17 protein-coding genes are annotated in these 20,207 nt (G+C 69.8%); 4 read left to right on the forward strand and 13 right to left on the reverse strand.

From position 1 onward, the window contains the following. Window positions 1-2 precede the first annotated feature (2 nt). The 4 genes from MUU77_RS01150 to glyQ all read right to left on the reverse strand — a co-directional run bounded on the left by MUU77_RS01150 (window position 3) and on the right by glyQ (window position 9,183). Entirely contained in the window at window positions 3-3,821 is a 3,819-nt protein-coding gene (locus MUU77_RS01150) for a translocation/assembly module TamB domain-containing protein (protein ID WP_245090583.1), read from the reverse strand. 8 nt (window positions 3,822-3,829) lie between these two features. Further along, on the reverse strand, window positions 3,830-5,614 hold the full coding sequence (locus tag MUU77_RS01155) for an autotransporter assembly complex family protein (protein WP_245090585.1): 1,785 nt from the start codon (window positions 5,612-5,614) through the stop codon (window positions 3,830-3,832). Window positions 5,615-5,877: 263 nt separating this feature from the next. Beyond that, window positions 5,878-8,076, reverse strand: coding sequence for a glycine--tRNA ligase subunit beta (glyS, locus tag MUU77_RS01160; protein ID WP_245090587.1), 2,199 nt, complete (start codon window positions 8,074-8,076; stop codon window positions 5,878-5,880). A 192-nt stretch (window positions 8,077-8,268) separates the two neighbouring features. After that, window positions 8,269-9,183, reverse strand: a complete 915-nt coding sequence (glyQ, locus tag MUU77_RS01165) for a glycine--tRNA ligase subunit alpha (RefSeq protein WP_245090590.1) — start codon at window positions 9,181-9,183, stop codon at window positions 8,269-8,271. Window positions 9,184-9,314: 131 nt separating this feature from the next. On the opposite strand from glyQ, the gene MUU77_RS01170 reads away from it, so the two are divergent. Continuing rightward, entirely contained in the window at window positions 9,315-9,992 is a 678-nt protein-coding gene (locus tag MUU77_RS01170; RefSeq protein ID WP_245094122.1) for a glutamine amidotransferase, read from the forward strand. Window positions 9,993-10,024: 32 nt separating this feature from the next. Next, window positions 10,025-10,903 (forward strand): BPSS1780 family membrane protein, encoded by an 879-nt coding sequence (locus MUU77_RS01175; RefSeq protein ID WP_245090592.1) that lies wholly within the window; start codon window positions 10,025-10,027, stop codon window positions 10,901-10,903. A 110-nt stretch (window positions 10,904-11,013) separates the two neighbouring features. Here MUU77_RS01175 and tatC read toward each other — a convergent pair whose 3' ends face one another. The 4 genes from tatC to MUU77_RS01195 all read right to left on the reverse strand — a co-directional run bounded on the left by tatC (window position 11,014) and on the right by MUU77_RS01195 (window position 13,457). After that, entirely contained in the window at window positions 11,014-11,772 is a 759-nt protein-coding gene (tatC, locus tag MUU77_RS01180; protein ID WP_245090594.1) for a twin-arginine translocase subunit TatC, read from the reverse strand. Next, window positions 11,769-12,275, reverse strand: coding sequence for a Sec-independent protein translocase protein TatB (tatB, locus tag MUU77_RS01185; RefSeq protein ID WP_245090612.1), 507 nt, complete (start codon window positions 12,273-12,275; stop codon window positions 11,769-11,771). The genes tatC and tatB overlap by 4 nt, the downstream gene beginning before the upstream one ends. A gap of 24 nt (window positions 12,276-12,299) precedes the next feature. After that, on the reverse strand, window positions 12,300-12,518 hold the full coding sequence (tatA, locus tag MUU77_RS01190; protein WP_245090616.1) for a Sec-independent protein translocase subunit TatA: 219 nt from the start codon (window positions 12,516-12,518) through the stop codon (window positions 12,300-12,302). Window positions 12,519-12,599: 81 nt separating this feature from the next. After that, window positions 12,600-13,457 (reverse strand): lipid-binding SYLF domain-containing protein, encoded by an 858-nt coding sequence (locus MUU77_RS01195; RefSeq protein ID WP_245090619.1) that lies wholly within the window; start codon window positions 13,455-13,457, stop codon window positions 12,600-12,602. Between the two features lie 147 nt (window positions 13,458-13,604). On the opposite strand from MUU77_RS01195, the gene hemH reads away from it, so the two are divergent. Both hemH and MUU77_RS01205 read left to right on the forward strand, forming a co-directional pair. Continuing rightward, window positions 13,605-14,570 (forward strand): ferrochelatase, encoded by a 966-nt coding sequence (gene hemH / locus MUU77_RS01200; protein WP_245090621.1) that lies wholly within the window; start codon window positions 13,605-13,607, stop codon window positions 14,568-14,570. Next, complete coding sequence (locus MUU77_RS01205; protein ID WP_245090623.1) at window positions 14,567-15,412, forward strand: alpha/beta hydrolase; 846 nt, start codon at window positions 14,567-14,569, stop codon at window positions 15,410-15,412. Before hemH ends, MUU77_RS01205 begins: the two co-directional genes overlap by 4 nt. Before the next feature lie 133 nt (window positions 15,413-15,545). Here the strand turns inward: MUU77_RS01205 and MUU77_RS01210 are convergent, their stop codons facing one another. From MUU77_RS01210 to MUU77_RS01230, 5 genes are all read right to left on the reverse strand, one after another. Beyond that, window positions 15,546-16,334 (reverse strand): SprT family zinc-dependent metalloprotease, encoded by a 789-nt coding sequence (locus MUU77_RS01210; protein ID WP_245090626.1) that lies wholly within the window; start codon window positions 16,332-16,334, stop codon window positions 15,546-15,548. 61 nt (window positions 16,335-16,395) lie between these two features. Then, the gene (locus tag MUU77_RS01215; RefSeq protein ID WP_245090629.1) at window positions 16,396-16,758 is read right to left on the reverse strand and encodes a hypothetical protein; all 363 of its coding nucleotides are present in this window, start codon (window positions 16,756-16,758) and stop codon (window positions 16,396-16,398) included. 273 nt (window positions 16,759-17,031) lie between these two features. After that, entirely contained in the window at window positions 17,032-17,934 is a 903-nt protein-coding gene (locus tag MUU77_RS01220) for a recombination-associated protein RdgC (protein ID WP_093489263.1), read from the reverse strand. 86 nt (window positions 17,935-18,020) lie between these two features. Then, the gene (gene ttcA, locus MUU77_RS01225) at window positions 18,021-18,932 is read right to left on the reverse strand and encodes a tRNA 2-thiocytidine(32) synthetase TtcA (protein ID WP_245090632.1); all 912 of its coding nucleotides are present in this window, start codon (window positions 18,930-18,932) and stop codon (window positions 18,021-18,023) included. A gap of 44 nt (window positions 18,933-18,976) precedes the next feature. Then, window positions 18,977-20,125, reverse strand: a complete 1,149-nt coding sequence (locus MUU77_RS01230; protein ID WP_245090635.1) for a hypothetical protein — start codon at window positions 20,123-20,125, stop codon at window positions 18,977-18,979. Window positions 20,126-20,207: the final 82 nt, after the last annotated feature.

Genomic DNA, 20,207 nt, shown 5'->3' on the forward strand with positions numbered 1-20,207 from the left:
GCCTACTTCTCCTTGCGCCAGTTGATCGAGCCGCGCGTCTCGATGGTGCTGGATTCGATTTCCACGTCGAAGCCCTTGCGCAGCAGGTACTTCAGCGTCACCGCCGAACCGGAGCCGATCATCGATACGCCGTAGCTGACGTACAGCTTGGGCGAGAGGTACTTGCCCACGCCGAACACCGAGCCGCCCAGCGTGCGCGATTCCAGCACCCCGGCATCGTCCAGGCCGATCTTCGCGCCCAACTGCGACGCCAGAAGGCCCGCGCCCGCGCCCAGCGCCGACGAGGCCGCGTTGATGCGCTGGCTTTCGTCGCTGCTGGCGGTATTGAGCGAGCGGCCCAGCACCAGGTAGGCCAGCGCTTCGGACTCGGACAGGGACGGGTTGGACCACACGCGCGCGCGCGGCTGGCTGGCGCGGCCGGTGACGTCGATGCCGGCGGTGACGCTGGCGCTGACCACTTCGCGCTCGGCGCGGATGTTGATGCGCGGATCGGATACGGCGTTGTTGCTCCACGTCAGCTCGCCGCGGGTGATGCGCAGCTTCTGGCCGTAGGCCTCGTATCGGCCGTCCACGTCCAGCCGGCCCGTGGCCAGCATCTCGCGGCCGGGCTGCGAACGCACGTGCAGCGTGCCGGCCAGCGTGCCCTCCAGGCCGTAGCCTTTCAGCCTGACCTCGTCGCCGACCTTCAGCGACAGGTCCAGGTCCAGCCGCGAGCTGGGCGCGCGCTCGGGATCGGCCGGGTCCAGCACCACCACGTCCTCCGAAGCGGAGACGCCTTCGTCCAGCTTTTCCACGTCGATGGTGGCCGAGGGAATGCCCACCTCGCCGCGGACCTGGATGGTGTTGTCGGCGAAGCCCACCTGCACGTCGGGCGAGGCCACCGCGCGCAGGTCGGTGGTGTCGGCCACCAGTACGTTGTCGCCGCGTACCTGGAATTGCAGTGGCGTGGTGTCGTTGTTCCAGCCCAGGGTGCCGGCCACGCTGAGCACGCCGCCGGTGCCGGTGCCGCCGGTGGACGACACCGTCTTCATGCTGCCGTCGATGCGCGCGCTGCCGTCGGACAGGGCGACCAGTTCGGCGCCGCCGTCCACCAGCGACACGCCCAGCGCGGGCAGTTCGCCGGTGAATTCGGTCAGCGTCGCCTCGCCGCTGAGCAGCGGGTGCCCGCGGGTGCCCGCCACGCCGATATGACCGGCCAGCTTGCCGCGCGGGCGCACCAGGTCGGGCGAGAACAGTTCCATCCAGAACAGGCGCGAGTTGTGGAAATACAGGTCGCCTTTCAAGGGCGCGAACGCATCCCAGCCGGTGTTGAAGGTGGCATCGACATAGCCGTCGCCCTTGAAACCGGTGCCCAGGCGGCCCTGGATGCGCTGCGGGGTGAAATCGACATCGAGGGTGAAGTTGTCGTACCGGATGATCTCTCCGCGCGCCGTGGTGCCCATCTTCAGGCCGCCATCCAGTGAGGCCAGGTGCACTTCGCCCTGCCATGCGTTCCCGGCCGGGCGCAGCGTCGCATCGAGGGTGAACTCGCCGCGCAGCGTCAGCGGGCGGCCGTTGCTGGGCGGCAGCCAGGGCTGGACCAGCGCCAGCGACAACGCATCGCCGCGTACCTGCAGGCCCTGTCGCGGCCAGTCGGCGCTGGCGCACAGCGCGCCGCCGATGTCCGAGGCCAGGCAGCTTTCCGACAGCGTCCAGTTGGCGCCCTTCTGGGCAAAACGCGCCGGCTGCCGCAACGTCCACGGATTGCCCTTGGACGGGGCGATGCGCAGCGCCTCGAGCGTGCCCTGCCAGTCGGCACCGCGTTTCTGCACCGAGCCCGACAGCGCGACCGCGCCCATCGCATTGCGCGCATCGCCATCGAAGCGCAGGTCTTCCACCGCGCCGCGCGCCGTGAGGCCGACGCTGTCCAGCACGGTGCCGACGTTCACGGCGCTGCCCTGCAGTGCCAGCTCGCCGCTGCCGCTGCGCCAGGGCAGGCGGCCGCGCAGGCTGAGCGCACCGGCGCTCCAGTCGTTCCAGCGCAGGTTCTCGCCCCCCAGGTCGGCTTGGATGTCCGGCGCGGTGCGCGCGCCGGTCAGCGTGATCGAGCCTGCCAGCGTGCCGCTGGCCTCGGGCGCCAGGTCGGCCAGATTCAACGGCCGGAAATCCGCGTCCACGTCCAGCGTGTCGCCGACCTTGCCCCGGGCGGTGACCCGGCTGCCGCCCAGCGAGAGCGCAAGATCACCTTCGCCGTTGCGGCCATCCAGCGCGAACGTGCCGCGCGCGTCCAGCGAGCGGTCGCGCAGGCGACCGGCGAGCTTCGGCACGTCCAGCGTGCCCTGGAACAGCCCGTCCTCGCGCTGGCGGCCCTTGGAGGTGAGGTTGCCGGAGATGTCGCCCTTCCATCCCGCGGCGAAATAACCGGGGTCGAAGCCCGCCAGCGTCGCGGCGATGTCCCAGTCCAGCACCGGCGACCAGCCGACGGTACCGCTCGCATCCAGCGTGCCGGTGGGCATGGTGGCGCGCAGCGTCTGCAGTCGCACGCGCTCGGCATTGCCGCGGCCGTCGAATTCCAGCAGCGCGCTGTCCTCGCCGCGGGTCAGCGTGGCCTTGCCGATGGCGGCCCAGGCTTCCAGCTTGCCGGCCAGGCCGAAGTCGCCCTCGGCGCCGATCATGCTGTCCGCTTCGGTGCCCCAGCGCAGGCTGCGGGCATTCACCGCGAACCGGAATTCCGGATTTTCCGGCACCGTGAAATCCGCGCGCCCGCGCAGCGAGGCATAGCCGTCGAACGCGCGGATGGCCAGCGGCTCCACGGTCAGGACTTCGCCGTCGATGCGCGCATGCGAGGGCTCGATCACCACGGCGATGTCGCCCTGCTGCACCGTGCCCTGCAGGTCCGCGGCGCCGCCGGCGCCCTTGGCCGCCAGGTCGAACGCCACCGGCGTGCCGTCGTCCATCAGGCCCAGCAGCGCGAGGTCCAGCGCCTGGGTCTTGGCGGCGAAGTTCCAGGTGGGCCTGGTTTCGCCGCGCAGGGTCAGCGTGGCGCGCAGCGGCGCCGGTGCGGCGCCGGCCAGGGCGACGTTCATGCGCGCGCGGTCGCCGCGCGCCACCAGTCCGAGCCGGGCCGGCGTGCGGCCGGCCGCGGCGGGAAACACGCCGGTGGCGGTCAGGTCGGTCCGGTAGTTGCGGCGCGGTGCGTAATCGCCCTGCACGCCGAACGCACCGCGGTCGCTGGCGATGGCCAGCTTCTCGGCATGCACGTAGCCGTTGCCGATGTCCAGGCCGCCGGTGGCGCGCGCGATGTCGATGACGGGCTGGCCACCCTGCCGGATCAGGAAGCGGTCGATCTCCAGCCGGTCGGCCTGGATCGCCAGCGGCATCTCGATCTGCGGCAGCAGGTCGGGCCAGTGCGGCAGTTCGAACGGTTCATCGCTCTCAGGCACGTCGAGCATCGCGCCGCGCAGCTTCAGCACGTCCAGGCGCAGGCGCTTGCCCAGCAGCGGCCGCAGGTCCGGTTCCAGGTAGACCTCGTCGGCGGTGAAGCGGATCGCGTCCCAGCGGAAATCCACGCCGCGCAGGGTCAGCGGACCGGCGATGGGACCATCGACCGAGCGGTACGTCAGCGAGGCGTCCGCCGGCAGCCGCGCCTGGATCTGCGCCAGCAGCACGTCGCGACCGGCGACCGTCTGCAGCAGCCAGTACAGGCCGATGCCCAGCAGCAGCACCAGCACGCCGGTGCCGATGGCGCTGCGGATCGCCAGCGTGCGCATGCGCGCCCGGCGGCGCGCGCGCAGCTCGGCGATGCGGGCCTCGCGCTCCTCGGGGCTCAGGTTGTCGGGCACGCGTCGCTTCACAGGTCGGTCCCGATGTTGAGATAGAGCTGGAAGCTGGAATCCGGATCATCCAGCCCGTGCGCGATGTCCAGCCGCACCGGCCCCACCGGCGAACGCCAGCGCAGGCCGACGCCGATGCCGGTGCTCAGTTGCGGACGGGTGCCGTCGAAGGCGCTGCCGGTGTCCACGAACACCGCACCGCCGTAGGGGCCGCCCTTGGGATAGAACTCGTACTCGACGCTGCCGGTAAGCACGTTCTTCGCGCCCAGCGCGTAATCGCCGCGGCGCGGTCCGACTTCGCGCCAGGCGTAGCCGCGGATGCTGCGGTCGCCACCGGCGAAGAAGCGCAGCGACGGCGGCATGGCCACCAGCGAGCTGGTGAAGGTGTGGCCGTACTCGCCGCGCACGATCAGCGCGCTGTTGGTCTTGTACTGCTGCGACCAGCGCGCGCGCATGTGGAACTGCAGGAAGTTGGCATCCGAGCCGGCCCCCTCCACGCCGCCGCGCAGCAGGATGGACCCGGCCAGCTGGTCGGGCCGGTTCGAACCCACCGGCGAGTTGGTGTAGTCCGCGCGCAGCGAGGGATAGGTGAAGGTGGCGTACTGCACCGTGGTGTCGGGCAGGCCGGTCAGCGGGTCGTCCTCGACATAGCGCCAGCGCTCGCGCAGTGCATGGATGGAGGCGACCGCCGTCCAGTCCTCGCTGACCTGGCCGCTGCGGCTGCCGGTGAACTCGACGTGGCGCAGGTCGATGTAGTCGGTCTGCTCGTCGCTGGCCTGCAGGCCGACGGTGTACCAGCCATCCAGCCACTTGAAGGCGGGGATGCGGTACTGGGTCAGCAGCGTCTTGCGCTTCTGCGCGTAGTCCAGGTGCGTGGACAGCTTGTGCCCGCGCGAATTGACGTAGCGCCGGTCCAGGCCCAGGCGGATACCGGGGCCGCTCTCGCTGCCGTAGCTGACGCCGGCGGTGTAGATGTCGCGCTTGGCCAGTTCCAGCTTGACGTCGATGGGCACCCGGCCTTCTTCGGCCTTGTCCGGGTTGGCCTGGATGTCGATGCTGGAAAAGTAGTCCAGCCCCACCAGCGATTCGCGCAGGCGGTCCAGCTTGCCCTGGTGGAAATAGCTGCCTTCGTCCCAGTACACCAGCTTGTCCAGCAGGCCCGCATCGAACTTGTCCTGGAGGAAGGTGGTGGGGCCCATGTCGTAGCGGATGCCGCTGACCCAGCCCAGGGCGATATCGGCGGCGTGGTCCGCGCGGGTGACTTCCACGCGGCGGTGGGTGAAGTCGGCGTCGAAGTAGCCGCGGTCGGCCAGGCGCCGCACGATGGTCAGCTTGCTGGCTTCGTAGGTGGTGTGGTCGAACACCTCGCCGACCCTGGGCGCGAAGGCATCCAGGTCTTCCTTCAGGTAGCGGTCGCCGCCGCCTTCGCCCTCGATGGACAGCTCGCGCCGGCGCACGCGTACTGGTTCGCCCAGCTGTACCCGCACGGTGACCGTCAGGCGCTCGTCGTCGGCGGCTTCGGTACGTGGCGCGTCGACGGTGATGGTGGGCGAGTAGTAGCCGAACGGCTCCAGCGCCTCGCGCGTCTCGGCGGCCGCTTCGTTGAGCAGGTACTCCAGGCGCGACTCGCCCAGCCGCCTGCCCAGCGAGTCGTTGAGGGAGAGCGCCGTGTTGACGTTCTCGACCATCAGTTCGTCGTTCAGGCCCTCGATGGTCACCTTGTCGACAATGGCCGCCGCCCAGGCCGGGGACGTGGCGGCAAGCAGGACGACGAAGGTGGCCAGGCGGGGGAGTCGACGCATGCGTGCAGGATAACGGGTGCGGGTTAAGCGCGGTGAAGAGGTGAGGCTTTTCGGGCGAGCGATGATTCATGTGTCGCGATCGTCGCGATGCACAGGACCTCGCCTCGCCCCGCGTGCGGGGAGAGGGGGCCGGAGGCGGGAGAGGGGCGAACGGAGAGGGGATGCGCAGGCGCCCGGTGCAAGACCGCGCTCGCCCCTCATCCGCCCCCGTATCAAGTACGGGGGCACCTTCTCCCCGCACGCGGGGAGAAGGTGAGTCGACATCAGTTGGACAGATGCTCGATGGCGGCCACCGCGCGGAAGCGGTCGGCCAGGCGCTTGAGCAGGGCCAGGCGGTTGGCGCGCACCGCCTGCTCGTCCGCGTTCACCATGACGCTGTCGAAGAAGGCGTCCACCTGCGGGCGCAGGCGGGCAAGGTGGTTCAGCACGGTGACGTAGTCGTGGTGGTGCAGGGCCTCGTCGGTTTCGCCGAGCACGGCTTCCACCGCTTCGGCCAGCGCGCTTTCGGCCGGGTCGGTCAGCAGCGCACGGTCCACCGCATGCGGAATGGCGATGTCGGCCTTCTTCAGGATGTTGCCGATGCGCTTGTTGGCCGCGGCCAGCGCCTCGGCCTCCGGCAGCGTGGCGAACGTGCCGATGGCGTCCAGGCGGGTGTCGAAGTCGTACAGCGAGGCCGGCTTCAGTTCGGCGACCGCAGTGAAGTGCGCGGCGGGCACGCCCTTGTCGGCGTAGTAGCCGCGCAGGCGGTCGAGGATGAAGTCGTAAATATCTCCGGAAGGCGTCTCTTCTGTGTGTTCGCGGGTTGCCTCGGGACGACCCATGATTCGAGCTTGCACTTGGCTGGATCGACCATGCACAAGGCCAGCGGCCAATGAAAGGGCTTGCTTCTGTTTGAAGCTCTTGGTCTGGGGATCGAAATCTGGCAATAGCGTGATGGCTTCTTCGATCAACGCATGAACATTCAGCGCGAAACCGCTCTCGATCACCGTCCTCGCCAACCCCAACGCATTCCGCCGCAACGCAAACGGATCCTTGTTGCCGGTCGGCTTCAGCCCCGCGGCGAAACCACCCGCCAGCGTATCCAGTCGCTCGGCGATGGCCAGCACCTTGCCCAGCGGCGACAGCGCGATGTCGTCGCCGGCGAAGCGCGGCTGGTAGGCCTCGTCGATGGCCAGTGCGATCTCTTTCGGTTCGCCGGCAGCGAGGGCGTAATGACGCCCCGCGATGCCCTGCAGTTCGGGGAATTCGTTGACCATGCGCGACTGCAGATCGTTCTTCGCCAGCTCCGCGGCACGACGCGCCTGTGCCGGATCGGCGCCGACCTGCGCGGCGATGGTTTCCGCCAGCGCGGCGACGCGCGCGACCTTGTCGGCCACGCTGCCCAGCTTGGCCTGGTAGGTCACCGTCTTCAGCCCGTCGCCCATCGACGCCAGGCCCTGCTTGAGGTCCTCGTCGAAGAAGAACTTGGCGTCGGAGAAACGCGGGCGGATCACGCGCTCGTAGCCCTTGCGCACTTCATCGACGTTCTGCGATTCGATGTTGGCGATGCCGATGAAGTGCTCGGTCAGCTTGCCGCCATCGCTCAGCACGGGGAAGAACTTCTGGTTGATCTCCATGGTCTCGATCAGCGCTTCCTGCGGCACGGCCAGGAACGCGGACTCGAAACTGCACAGCACCGCCGCCGGCCACTCGGTCAGGCAGACCACCTGCTCCAGGTTGTCGTCGGTGACGCGCGCGGTGCCGCCGGCCTGTGCGGCGGCGGTTTCCACCTCCTCCACGATGCGTGCGCGGCGGGCGTCGGGATCGACCAGCACCTTCGCGCCCTGCAGGGCCATCACGTAGTCGCCCGGATCGTTGATCCACACCGGCTTGTCGTGCTCGAAGCGGTGGCCGCGGCTCATGCGGTCGGACGTCACGCCCAGGACCTGGGCCGGCACCACGTCCTTGCCCAGCAGCAGCACCAGCCAGTGCACGGGCCGCGCAAACGCGTACTCGTGCGCGCCCCAGCGCATCGGCTTGGGGATCGGCATGCCGGCCAGCGCCTCGCGCACGATGTCGGCCAGCAGGTCGGCGGTCTTCGCCCCCGGCTTCACCGCGCGGTGGACGAAGCGCTCGCCCTTGCCGTCGGTGGTGCGTTCCAGCGCGGTCCAGTCGATGCCGGCCTTGGCGGCGAAACCCTCCAGCGCCCGGGTCGGCGCGCCGTCGGCGTCCAGCGCGATGTTCAGGTACGGGCCCAGCACTTCGGATGTCTGCTCCGGCTGCTCCACCGCCACCGCCGGCAGCAGCACGGCCAGGCGGCGCGGCGTGTACAGCGGCTTGGCGTCGCCACGCTCGAAGCCGATGCCGCGCTTCTCCAGTGCCGCGACGATGCCGTCGAAGAAGGCCTGGGCCAGGCCGGGCAGCGCCTTGACCGGCAGTTCTTCGGTGCCGAGTTCGACCAGCAGGGGTTTTTGTTCGCTCATGTGCATGCAACCTTGAGTTGTTCCCTTCTCCCCTCGGGAGAAAGTGCCCGAAGAGCCTGCCCCGTACTTGATACGGGGGCGGATGAGGGTGCGGCGGAGTCCGCGGCGGCGGACCCTCCGGATTCCACCGGACCCTCTCCCCGACCCCTCTCTCCCACAGGGACTTCCTGCGGTCGCCGAGGGGGAGGGGCGCTACGCGTTTTCTTTCTTCAACCCCGGAAAGCCCAGCTTCTCCCGCTGCGCGTAGTACGCCTCGGCCACGGCCTGCGCCAGTTTGCGCACGCGCAGGATGTAGCGCTGGCGTTCGGTCACGGAGATGGCGCGGCGCGCGTCCAGCAGGTTGAAGCTGTGGCTGGCCTTGGTGACCTGCTCGTAGGCGGGCAGCGGCAGGCCCGCCTCGACCAGCTTCAGCGATTCCTTCTCGCAGGCGTCGAAGCGATGGAACAGTTCCTCCACGTCGGCGTGCTCGAAGTTGTAGGTGCTCTGCTCGACTTCGTTCTGGTGGTACACGTCGCCGTAGGTCACCACGCCCTGCGGGCCGGTGGTCCAGACCAGGTCGTAGACGTTGTCGACGTTCTGCAGGTACATGCAGAGGCGTTCCAGGCCGTAGGTGATCTCGCCCAGCACCGGCCTGCACTCCAGGCCGCCGGCCTGCTGGAAGTAGGTGAACTGGGTGACTTCCATGCCGTTCAACCAGACTTCCCAGCCCAGGCCCCAGGCACCGAGCGTGGGCGATTCCCAGTTGTCCTCGACGAAGCGCAGGTCGTGCACGCGCGGATCGATGCCCAGCGCCTTCAGCGACCCCACGTACAGCTCCTGGATGTTGTCGGGGTTGGGCTTCATCACCACCTGGTACTGGTAGTACCGCTGCAGGCGGTTGGGGTTTTCGCCGTAGCGGCCGTCGGTGGGACGGCGGCTGGGCTGCACGTAGGCGGCATTCCACGGCTCCGGACCCAGCGCGCGCAGGAAGGTGGCCGGATGGAAGGTGCCGGCGCCCACTTCCAGGTCCAGCGGCTGGATCAGGACGCAGCCCTGTTCGGCCCAGTACTGGTTCAGCGTCTGGATCAGGCCCTGGAAGGTTACCGGTGAAATTGTGTGTCCGGCCATGGCGTTATCGTGCACTGCGGAAAAGCGGGCTAGTATACGGGCAAGCCCTTATTCCGCCGATGTTTGCCGCCGTGGACGCCCGCGTGAAAGCTCCGTTCCTCATCGTCGAAACCGGCCAGCCGGTGCGCTCGATGCGGCGCTATGGCGGCTTCCCGCACTGGATCCGCGTGGCGGCCGGCCTGGAGGCGGGCGAGACGGTGGTGGCCAACGTCGAGCAGGGCGATGCGCTGCCCGGGCGGGAGGGGTTCGCAGGCGTCATCGTCAGCGGCTCGGCCGCGATGGTCACCGACCGTGCGGACTGGAGCGAGCGCAGCGCCGAATGGCTGCGCGACGCCGCGCACGAAGGCCTGCCGCTGCTGGGCATCTGTTATGGCCACCAGCTGCTGGCGCATGCGCTGGGCGGCGAGGTGGCCTACAACCCGGCCGGGCGCGAATCCGGCACCGTCCATATCGACCTGCACCCGCATGCCCAGGACGACCCCCTGTTCTCGGCGCTGCCGCTCAAGTTCACCGCCCACGCCACCCACGTGCAGACGGTGGCCCGGCCGCCGGAGGGCGCCACCGTGCTGGCGCGCTCGGCGCAGGACGACTGCCATGCCTTCCGCTGGCGCGACCGCGCCTGGGGCGTGCAGTTCCACCCCGAATTCGCCACCCACCACATGCGCGGCTACGTGCACGCCCGCGCCGAGCACCTGCGCAGCGAGGGGCACTGCCCCGGCACCATCGCCCGCAACGTGACGGCGGCGCCGCAAGCCCGCAAACTATTGCGGCGGTTCGTCCGCCATGCGCGCGGCCTGCACGCGCGCTGATCCACCGCCGCACCCTCCCCAGAGAACCCTCGATGTCGACGATCAACAAGGTGCCGGCCAGTGCCGGCGCGGAATGGCTGCTGGCGGGCTTCGCCCTGCTGAAGCGTGCGCCGGTGCCGCTGGCGACGCTGGCGGTGTTGTGGGGATTGTTGTCGATGGGCGTGATGCTGGTGGCGGTGACGCTGCCGGCCATGACGCTGGCCATGCAGCTCCTGCTTGTCCTCGCGGGGCCGTTGTTCTTCGCCGGCATGCTGTGGGCGGTACGCGAGGTCGACGAGGGTCGCCACGCGACGCCGTCCAACCTGCTGCAGCCGGTGCGCGAGGGCCATGCGCCCGCGCTGCTGGCCACGCTGTTGCCGCAGCTGCTGGCGGCGCTGGTGATGGGGGCCCTGCTGTTCGTTATGGTGGGCACCGAACAACTGCAGCGCCTGGCCGAGGTCTACCAGAAGATGCAGGCCATTGCCGCCGCCGGCGGTCAGCCGGATCCTGCCCTGGTCGAAGGCCTGCCGGCGGGCCGCCTGCTGCTGTGGCTGCTGCTGGTGGCGCTGGTCTTCGTGGCGGTGAAGTGGATGACGTTCGTCGCCTCACCCCAGATCCTGTTCCAGAACACGCATGTGATCGACGCCATGCGCAACAGCCTGCGCGCGTGCGCCCACAACTGGACCGCGATGCTGGTGTTCTACCTGCTGGCGGGCATCGCGATCTTCGCCGTCGGCATGGGATCGCTGCTGGTGGCGTCGCTGCTGGCGCTGGTCCTGGGGCCGACGCTCGCGATGGGGCTGTGGCAGTTCGTGCTGATGGCGGTCGTCATGCCGGTACTGGCGGGCGCGGCTTACACGGCGTGGCGGCAGATGCTGGGCGCGAGCCCGGTGCCGGGCGCATCGGCAGCGCCCACCCGGATCGAAGTCTGAGCCGTCCGTATCGCGACAAGATGGGCTGCGGTCGGACCGCGAAGCCGGCAGGGAATCGAGCGCGGTAGTGCCCCTTGCGCGCGCTGCCGCGTGCGCGGCGTCCTGTGCGCTCAGGCGCCGTCGGGGCGCGGGCGCGGCTTCAACCATCCTGCCGCCACGATGCCCAGCTCGTACAGCAGGCACATCGGGATGGCGAGCATCAGCTGCGAGACCACGTCCGGCGGGGTGATCAGCGCGGCCACCACGAACACGCCGACGATGGCGTAGCCGCGGCCTTCGCGCAGCTGCTGCGGGGTCACCCAGCCCAGCAACACCATGATCACCAGCGCCACGGGCAGCTCGAAGCTGACGCCGAAGGCCAGGAAGATCACCATCACGAAGTCCAGGTACTTCGCCGGGTCCGGCGCCAGCGTCACGATGTCCGGCGTGAACACGGTCAGCGCGTGGAACACGCTGGGCAGCACCAGGAAGTACGCGAACGCGCAGCCGGCGTAGAACAGCACGATCGCCGAGACCAGCAACGGCATGGCCAGCCGCTTCTCGTGCCTGTACAGGCCGGGCGCGACGAAGCTCCAGGCCTGGAACAGCAGCCAGGGCGAGGACAGGAACAGGGCGAGGAAGAACGCCAGCTTGATCGGCGCGAAGAAGCCCGAGGTTGGGTCGCTGGCGATCATCTGGGTGGCCTGGCCGGCGGGCAGCTGGGAGATCAGCGGCCGGGCCAGGTGGTCGTACAGCTGGCGCACGAACGGCAACAGCGCCAGCAGGATCAGCCCGGTGCCCGCCAGTCCGCGGACCAGCCGCGTGCGCAGCTCCAGCAGGTGCTCCATCAGGCTGCTTTCGGCTTCCGGCCCGGACGCTTCGCGGTTCATCGCGGCTCCTTCGGCGGGAACAGGTCGGCCGTGGTGCCCACGTCGGAGGCCTGCGCCTGTTCGCCCCGCGCCTCGTCGTGCACGTCCGTGGTCGAGGCCAGGCGGCCTTCCTCTTCGATCGCCGGAGCCGGATCGGGCGCGGCGGCCGGCGGCTTGGCGAGCGCGGGCGGCGTGATCGCGGATTCGACGTCCTCGCGCAGGGCCCTGGCATCGTCGCGCGCCGCCTGGCGCACTTCCTCGAACTGGCGTTCGGTCTCGCGCGCGCTGTCGCGGATGCGCTGCTCGGTGTCGCGCAGGGCGTCCTGGGCGTCCTTGAGGTTGCGCTTCAGTTCCTCGGAAGCGAGCTCGCGCTCCAGCTCGTCCTTGACCGAGTACCACTGCGCACGCGCGCGGCGCACCCACAGCCCGGCGAACCGGGCCGCCTTGGGCAGGCGTTCGGGGCCGAGCACGATCAACGCGACGACCGCGATGACCAGCAGTTCACTGAAACCGATGTCGAACATGGTCGCGGCGGATGCCCCGCCGGATCAGCTGGCGTCGCGGTCGCGCTCTTTGGAGGCGCTGGTTTCGTCGTTGCGGGACTGGTCGCCCAGCTGGCCGGCCGGCTTGTCGTCGCGCATGCCTTCCTTGAAGCCCTTCACGGCCTCGCCGAGGTCCTTGCCGGCGCTGCGCAGGCGCTTGGTGCCGAAGACCAGCAGCACGACCACCAGCACGATGATCCAATGCCAGATGCTCAAACCGCCCATGGTGTGCTCGCAGGAAAAGTTGGGGCGCTCAGGATAGCGCAGGCGGGGGGTGAGGATGTCACCGCCCGCCCATGACGTCCGTTACGGTGTGCCGTCCAGCGGCTCGGTGCGCACCTCGCCCTCCTGCACCGGCTCGAAGCCCTGCGTCTGCGCGGGCGCCTCCACCACCACCGGCGCCACCGCCGGTGCAGGCGCCTGCGCCGTGGCGGGCGCTGCGGCGCCGCCGGTGCCGCGGTTGCCGCGGGCCAGCTCGGTGACTTCCTCCAGCTGGTCGCGGAAGCCGACCACGGCATCGGACGGTCGCCCGGCGCGGCTCTCGAAGATGGCGCGCGGGGTGGCCGCGCTGCCGTAGACGGCCGTGTTGGCCTCGTCATCGATCTGCAGCACGGCGCCATCCAGGGCCACGCCCGCGAACAGGCCGCGCGCGCGCGACCACGACCAGATTTCGGCCTTCAGCTGGCCGTCGGTGGCGGCGCTGGCGTTGCGGCCCACCGGCCCCGCGGCCACGCCGGCGTCGGCGCCCAGGGTGACCTTGCCGTTGACGATGGAATCCAGCGACCGGTCGTTGCGGAACACCAGCACCACGTCCGAGGACTGCACGCCGGCCTGGAAGCCGATGCTGCCGCCGGTGAGCTTGACGAAGACCGGCTGCGACCAGCTGCCGTCGGGGTTCTTCACCGACATCAGGCCATGGCCGCGGCGACCGCCGATCACCAGCCCGGCCTTCAGGGTGTCGGGGATGACGATGATCGCCTTGCCTTCGTCCAGCAGCTTGTCGGGAATGCCGTTCTCGGGGATGCGCTGGATCTCGTTGAGCACGCGCACCGCATTGGTGGCGCGCTCGTCCTCCTTCGGCCCCGCGATGGCCTGGCCAGCGAACAGGGCGGCGGCCAGCGCGAGCGCGGTGGGCGGCAGCAGGCGGCGGGAGGTGCGGTTCATGGCGGGCTCCGTAAGCGAAATCGCAGCAGCACGCTGCAAGCGGTTGAAAGTAGGCGGGCGCGGATGAATCGGTGCTGACGCCGGCGGCTGCCGTGAAGGCCGGTGTGTCCGGGCCGTGCGGTCGGTCCGCTCTGCCACAATACGCGGATGAACGACACGCCCTCCACCGCCCTGCTCATCGTCAACCTGGGAACGCCGGAAGCGCCCACGCCGCGCGCGGTCAGGCGTTACCTGGCCCAGTTCCTGCACGACCATCGCGTGGTGCAGCTGACGCGCTGGCTGTGGTGCCCGCTGCTGCATTTCATCATCCTGCCGCTGCGCGGCCCGAAGGCCGCCGCGAAATACGCCAGCATCTGGATGCCGGAAGGTTCGCCGCTGGCGGTGTACACGCGGCGGCTGGCCGGCGCGGTGCAGACCCGTCTGCCGGAATGGCGTGTGCAGGAGGCCATGCGCTACGGCGAGCCCTCCATCGGCGCGCGCCTGCAGGCATGGCGGGCCGAAGGGGTGCGCAAGGTGGTGGTATTGCCGCTTTATCCGCAGTACTCGACCACGACCACCGAGTCGGTGCGCGATGTGGTGGCGCGCGAGGCCAGCGGCCTGGAAGTGCGGTTCATCGAAGACTATCCGGTCGATCCCGGCTGGGTCGCGGCGGTGGCCGGATCGATCCGGTCCTGGCGTGCGCAACACGGCGCGGGCGAGCACCTGGTGTTCTCCTACCACGGGCTGCCGCAGCGGCTGGCGCGCAACGGCGACCCGTACCCGCAGCGCTGCGAAGCCAGCACGCGGGCCATCGCGCAGGCGTTGGGCCTGCATGATGGCGAATGGACGCTGACCTACCAGTCGCGCTTCGGCAAGGAGCGCTGGCTGGAACCGGCCACGGACGCCACGCTGCAGGCGATGGCCGCGCGCGGCGTGCGGCGGGTCGACGTGGTGTGCCCCGGCTTCGCGGTGGATTGCCTGGAGACGCTGGAGGAGATCGCGATGCAGAACGCCGAGCTGTTCCATGCGGCCGGTGGCGGGTCGCTGCGCTACATCCCCTGCCTCAACGACGCGCCCGCGCATGCCGACGCGCTGGCGGGGCTGGCGCGCCGGGCCGCAGACGAAGCGGCATGACCTTGCGCGAATTCGAGCTCGACATCCCGCTCGGGCGCATCACCGGCCTGCGCGCGGGCCACCACGGCCCGCGCGTGCTGGCACTGCACGGCTGGCTGGACAACGCCGCCAGCTTCCTGCCGTTGGCCGCCCACCTGCCGGACCTGCAACTGGTGGCGCCGGACCTGCCCGGCCATGGTCGCAGCGCGCATCTGGCGCCGGGCGCGGAATACACCAGCGGCGTGGCGGTGAACGCGGTGCTCGACATCGCCGATGCGCTGGGCTGGGAGACGTTCTGCCTGCTGGGACATTCGATGGGGGCCGGCATCGCCAGCCTGCTGGCGGCCGCCGTGCCGCACCGCGTGCAGCGGCTGGTGGTGATCGAGGCACTGGGCGGGCTGGCCGAAACGGTCGAACGCACGGCCGACCGCTGGCGCGAGGCCATCGCCGCGGCGCGCGCGTTGCCGGGCAAGCGGTTGCGGGTATTCGCCGATCTGGCCGCGCCGGTGCGCGCGCGCATGCAGGCCAACCAGTTGAGCGAAGCGGCTGCACGGTTGCTGGTCGAACGGGGCGTGCGGCCGGTCGAGGGCGGCTTCGTGTGGAGCAGCGACCCGCGCCTGACCCTGCCCACGCCGCAGCGCCTGGACGAGGCGCAGCTGGCGGCGCTGGTGGCCGGCATCGGCTGCCCGACCACCGTGGTCTACGCCGATCCGCCGCAGCCGTATTTCCCCGAGCCGTTGCGCAGCCGGCGGGCCAGTCTGCTGCCCGATGGCCGGCTGCACGTCGTCGCCGGTACGCATCACCTCCACATGGAGGACCCGGCCCGCGTCGCGACGTTGATAGGCCCGTTCCTGCGGGCCTGATCGGTCCGGCCTGGCGCGGTGGAAATCCAGCGCCGGGCGGTGTCGCCCTTGCGCATGGGCGACACCGGCAGGGACATGGCAGCGTCAACCGGAAAAGCGAGGCCGCCGGCCGTGCCGGCAGTCGCGCGGCTCGTCAGTCCCCGGCCAGCAGCCCGTGCAGGCGGGCTTTCAGCCGGCGCCCTTCGGCGTGGAACCAGGCGCGTTCGTCGCGCCAGGCCGGGAAGCGGGCCTCGACTTCGTGCCAGAACGCCGGCGAGTGGTTGGCCTGCAGCAGGTGGCACAGCTCGTGGACCAGCACGTACTCGAACGCCGAAGGCCGGCCCAGGACCAGCGCGAGGTCCAGGGTGAGCGTGCCGTCCGGCGCCAGCGAGCCCCATTGCGACGACATCACCTTCAGCCGGATCTGCCGAGGCGCGCGTGGCAACCCCGTGAGATAGCCGGGCAGCCAGCGTCCGATGTCGGCGCGCGCCTCGGCTTCGTAGAACGCGCGCAGCGTCCGCCGCAGCGAGGCGGCGCTGGCGCGTGCGGGCAGCTCGACATGGACGCTGTCGTCCTGCCGGGTGATGCGGGCGAAGCGGCCTGCGTGCCAGTGCAGCGGGAGGTTCTCGCCGCGCAGCGGCAGGCGCGTGGCGGCACCCGGAACGAGCGCCACGACGTCCTCATCCGGCGCATGGCGCGCCAGTTGTCCCGCCACCCAGTCGCGGTGCTGCTGCAGGAAACGATCCCCTGAGACCAGGCTGGCGCGCCACGGCACGGTGAGCCGCGCCCCGCGCTCGTCGACGCTCAGCTTCAGGCGCTTGGCACGGGGGTCGCGCACCCGCTGCACTGTGATCGTGCGACCGTCCTCCAGCGCCAGATCGACCGTGTCGCGTTCTACGCTGCGGGGCGCGCGGGCGATCAGGCGGTGCAGGGGCGGGGACATGTCCCTGCATTGTAAAGCGGTGATGACGCGCCTGCGGAAGCAGGCGCGTCGGGTGGAGGCATCAGCGGCCGCCGTAGCTGTGGACGAGCGGGGCCTGGCGGTAGAACGCAGTCGTGTCGTAAGGCAGGTTGGCCTGGTCCGCCGTCGCCGCGTAAACCGCCTCCACGCGCGGGTTGGCGCGATGGGCGATCCGCCGGTTCGCCTGCTGTTGCCAGCGCGCCAGCAGGCGCTCGCATCGCTGGGCCAGTGCTGCCGGATCCGGGTGGTTGGCGAAGGCCGCATCGGAGCACTGGCGGGCGAACGTGTGTCCGGCCTGCGTCATGGTGCCCGGAACGGTCAGTGTCTGGGCCTGCGTCTGCGCCCATGCCGGGACGCAGAACAGAGCGGCGGAGAACAGGGCAGCGGAGAGCGAAATCAGTTTCATGACAACTCCTCGGTGGGTGGACACGTGCGTCCGCCGGCAGGGCGAGCGCTCCTTGCAGGTACGCCGAAGGGGGGCCGAGCGTCGCAGCCCCCCAGGTTCCGGCGCCGCTCGACTGCCGGTGGGCCGGGCGGTGGGAGATGGACGGGCATTCCTCGGGGCGCGCCGGACCGCGCGCTGCCGGAGGAGGGCGCTCGTGCACGACCTGCCGCCCCTGCAACCTACCGCGCATTGCGCCGCCGGGCAAACGGACCCGGTGGTCGGCGTGAGTGAGGCTCAGTCCGCCTTGCTGAGCTTCAGCGCGTGCTCCAGCACCAGGAACAGCCGCTTCAGTTCGCCCGCCATCAGGGCGAAGCGGGCGTCGAGTTCGGCGCGCAGGTCGTCGTGCTCGGTGTTCTCCAGCTGGTCGACCGCGCCGTCGAGGAATTTCAGCTTGCGCACGATCAGGTCCTCGCCGAGGACGAACGACACGTGGTCGTCCAGCACCAGCGCCAGCTTGGTGACCTGCTTGCCGGCTTCCAGGTGCTTGGCGATCTCGTCGCTCTGCAGCTCCTGGTTCTGGCATTTGACCACCGCACCGCCTTCCATCGCGTCCTTCAGCTCGCACTCCTCGCCCAGCGACAGGCCCTCGGGCAGCGGCTCGCCGGCGATCCAGCCGGTCAGCACGCTGCGCGGCGCGACTTCGGCATTGAGCGGCAGCGCGGGGAAGCTGCCCAGCGCGCGGCGCACTTCCGAGACCACGTTCTCGCCGGTCTTGCGCGAGGAGGCATCGACGGCGATGAAGCCGTGTTCCAGGTCGATCAGCGCATCGGTGCGCGAGGGTTTGACGAAGGCGCGCGGCAGCAGTTCGTGCAGCAGGTCGTCCTTCAGTCGCTTGCGGGTCTTGCCGCCGGGCTTGCGGCCTTCCTTCTCCTCGATCTCCAGCAGCTTCTTCTGCAGCAGGTCGTTGACCACCGCGCCGGGCAGGATCTTGTCCTCGCCGCCGACGCTCAGCCAGATGGCATCGTTGATGCGGTGGGACAGCGCTTCTTCACCGCGGCCGAACGGCGAGATGAAGCCACGCGAGGACAGTTCGAGCGGGCCGACGGGCTTGAGCGCGGCTTCCGGGAGCAGCTCGTCGAGCTGGGAGAAATCGAGGGAGGTGGGGAAGCGGAACAGCGTGAGATTGCGGAAGAACATTGAAGAGCCGGAAGTGGGGAACAGGGAGTGGGGAATCGAAGCGGCAGGAGCGAAGGACGTGGCGAGGGAAACGAAGCGCTCGGCTTCTACGATTCCCCATTCTCCAATCCCGATTCCCCGCCTGCCAGCCACGCATGCACATCAGGCAACGCGGCACCTTCGCGGTGGCCGAGCGACAGGAAATCGAACAGCTTCGGGTCGGACAGCTGCGAAGGGCGGATGTCGCCCAGCGCGCGCGCGATGGTCTCGATGCGGCCGGGGGACTCGCGTTCCCACGCGTCCATCATCCTCTTGACCTGCTTGCGCTGCAGGTTCTCCTGGCTGCCGCACAGGTTGCAGGGAATGATGGGGAAGGCCTTCGCTTCCGCGTACTGCGCGATGTCGTCTTCGCGCACGTAGGCCAGCGGGCGGATCACCACATGCTTGCCGTTGTCCGACAGCAGCTTGGGCGGCATGCCGGAGAGCTTGGCGTGGAAGAACAGGTTCAGGAAGAACGTGGCCACCAGGTCGTCGCGGTGGTGGCCCAGCGCGATCTTGGTGAAACCGTTCTCCTCGGCGTAGCTGTACAGCGCGCCGCGGCGCAGGCGCGAGCACAGCGAGCACATGGTCTTGCCTTCCGGAATCACCCGGCTGACCACCGAATAGGTGTCCTGCTCGATGATGTGGAACGGCACGCCCACGCGTTCCAGGTATCCCGGCAGCACGTGTTCGGGGAAGTCCGGCTGCTTCTGGTCCAGGTTCACCGCCACCAGGTCGAAGCGGACCGGCGCCTTCTTCTGCAGTTGCAGGAGGATGTCCAGCATCGTGTAGCTGTCCTTGCCGCCGGACAGGCACACCATCACCTTGTCGCCTTCCTCGATCATGCCGAAGTCGGCGATCGCCTGGCCCACCTGGCGGCGCAGGCGCTTGGCCAGCTTGCCCTGCTCGTGCACGCTGCGGCGCGGATCGGCGGCCGGGCGGCGCAGGACGGGGTCGGGCAGGGGCAGGACGGTGTTCATCCCCTCATTCTACCCGGCCCCTCCCTCCCCTCATGCGCCCGCGCTCACGGGCCCGAAGCGCCGCGCTCGCCCGTATCGCCCGAGGCGCCCGCCTCGTCGTCAGGCATCCACGCGGATGACGGGTGCCGGCCGGGGACCGGCAAGCCCTCGGGCCATGCGAGCCAGGCGGCAGGACCGGAGGCGCGGATGGTCAGGCCGTTCCAGGACTCTTCGGTGATGGGGGGCAGTTTCCAGAAGCCCGGCTTCGGGAGCGCCTGCAAGTCCTGGGCGTAGAGGCGCGGCAGCAGGCTCGCGGCGGCATCCGCATTCGCCTGGACGGCGCGATGGAGGGCCGCGCAGTCCTCGGCCACCCAGGTGCGTGCGCGCTCGATGGCGGCATGCGGCAACGACCACTCGGGCGACCGTGCCTGCTTTAGGAGATCCTGGTGCGCACGATAGCGGGTCACCACTTCGCGTCGGGCGCTGCGGTCGCCACGGTTCGCGGCATCGACCAATGCATCGCCACCGCTGGCGGCCCAGCGGGCGTTGGTTTCCTTCACCAGGCGATCGATGTCCTCCGGCGTCTTGTCGGCCAGGGGTGCGGCGGGGCTTGCCACGGTGATCTGGCCGTCCCAGCTGACCCGCGAATCCTTCTTACCCTCGCCTTGAGGCGCATACATCACCTGCACCGTGGTCAGCAGATACTCCAGGTCGGGCGTGAGCGCATAGCTGATCAGCAGCATGTGGCGCTCGTCCTTCGCGGACACCACGTCATCCAGGGTCTTGCCGGTGGCCAGCACCTGCCGGGCCACGGCAGGCTGCGCCGCGCCCTGGGCCACGGGCTGGAGTGCATCCATGAACACGGTGCTGCCATCGAGCAGGCAGGACTGGGTCCGGAGCAGATCGTAGGCAGGCTGTATGGTTTCGCGCGCCTCCTTCAGACGCTGGTGCTCGATACCCGCCACCACCAGGCCGCCGATCAGATTGCCCGCAAGCAGGGGGCCGGCGGGAATCGTGTTGGAGACTACCTGGGGGACGCCCGCCGGCCCGACGTAGGGCACCTGCATGCGCACGCGGTCGTTCAGCACCACCAGGTGCAGGGGCGCCCCGTGCAGGACGTCGCCTGGCGGCGGTGTCCGCTCGGCGGCGAGGACGTTGGATGGAAGGGCGCACGACAAGAGCGCCGCCAGGCAGCAGCGAGACAGGAACGACATCGATTTCCCCAGGATGGATGACGCCGGTCCCTCGCCGGCACGCGATCGTAGCATTCGTGGTGCCACCTACGCGGCGACGGTG

Origin of the sequence: Pseudoxanthomonas sp. F37 (assembly GCF_022965755.1) — a bacterium.
GTDB lineage: Bacteria > Pseudomonadota > Gammaproteobacteria > Xanthomonadales > Xanthomonadaceae > Pseudoxanthomonas_A.

Excerpts from the sequence above, each read along its gene's own strand:
- MUU77_RS01155 (WP_245090585.1), bottom strand. The coding sequence starts at position 5,614 with ATGCGTCGACTCCCCCGCCTGGCCACCTTCGTCGTCCTGCTTGCCGCC.
- glyS (WP_245090587.1), bottom strand. The coding sequence starts at position 8,076 with ATGAGCGAACAAAAACCCCTGCTGGTCGAACTCGGCACCGAAGAACTG.
- glyQ (WP_245090590.1), bottom strand. The coding sequence starts at position 9,183 with ATGGCCGGACACACAATTTCACCGGTAACCTTCCAGGGCCTGATCCAG.
- MUU77_RS01170 (WP_245094122.1), top strand. The coding sequence starts at position 9,315 with ATGCGGCGCTATGGCGGCTTCCCGCACTGGATCCGCGTGGCGGCCGGC.
- MUU77_RS01175 (WP_245090592.1), top strand. The coding sequence starts at position 10,025 with ATGTCGACGATCAACAAGGTGCCGGCCAGTGCCGGCGCGGAATGGCTG.
- tatC (WP_245090594.1), bottom strand. The coding sequence starts at position 11,772 with ATGAACCGCGAAGCGTCCGGGCCGGAAGCCGAAAGCAGCCTGATGGAG.
- tatB (WP_245090612.1), bottom strand. The coding sequence starts at position 12,275 with ATGTTCGACATCGGTTTCAGTGAACTGCTGGTCATCGCGGTCGTCGCG.
- tatA (WP_245090616.1), bottom strand. The coding sequence starts at position 12,518 with ATGGGCGGTTTGAGCATCTGGCATTGGATCATCGTGCTGGTGGTCGTG.
- MUU77_RS01195 (WP_245090619.1), bottom strand. The coding sequence starts at position 13,457 with ATGAACCGCACCTCCCGCCGCCTGCTGCCGCCCACCGCGCTCGCGCTG.
- hemH (WP_245090621.1), top strand. The coding sequence starts at position 13,605 with ATGAACGACACGCCCTCCACCGCCCTGCTCATCGTCAACCTGGGAACG.
- MUU77_RS01205 (WP_245090623.1), top strand. The coding sequence starts at position 14,567 with ATGACCTTGCGCGAATTCGAGCTCGACATCCCGCTCGGGCGCATCACC.
- MUU77_RS01210 (WP_245090626.1), bottom strand. The coding sequence starts at position 16,334 with ATGTCCCCGCCCCTGCACCGCCTGATCGCCCGCGCGCCCCGCAGCGTA.
- MUU77_RS01215 (WP_245090629.1), bottom strand. The coding sequence starts at position 16,758 with ATGAAACTGATTTCGCTCTCCGCTGCCCTGTTCTCCGCCGCTCTGTTC.
- MUU77_RS01220 (WP_093489263.1), bottom strand. The coding sequence starts at position 17,934 with ATGTTCTTCCGCAATCTCACGCTGTTCCGCTTCCCCACCTCCCTCGAT.
- ttcA (WP_245090632.1), bottom strand. The coding sequence starts at position 18,932 with ATGAACACCGTCCTGCCCCTGCCCGACCCCGTCCTGCGCCGCCCGGCC.
- MUU77_RS01230 (WP_245090635.1), bottom strand. The coding sequence starts at position 20,125 with ATGTCGTTCCTGTCTCGCTGCTGCCTGGCGGCGCTCTTGTCGTGCGCC.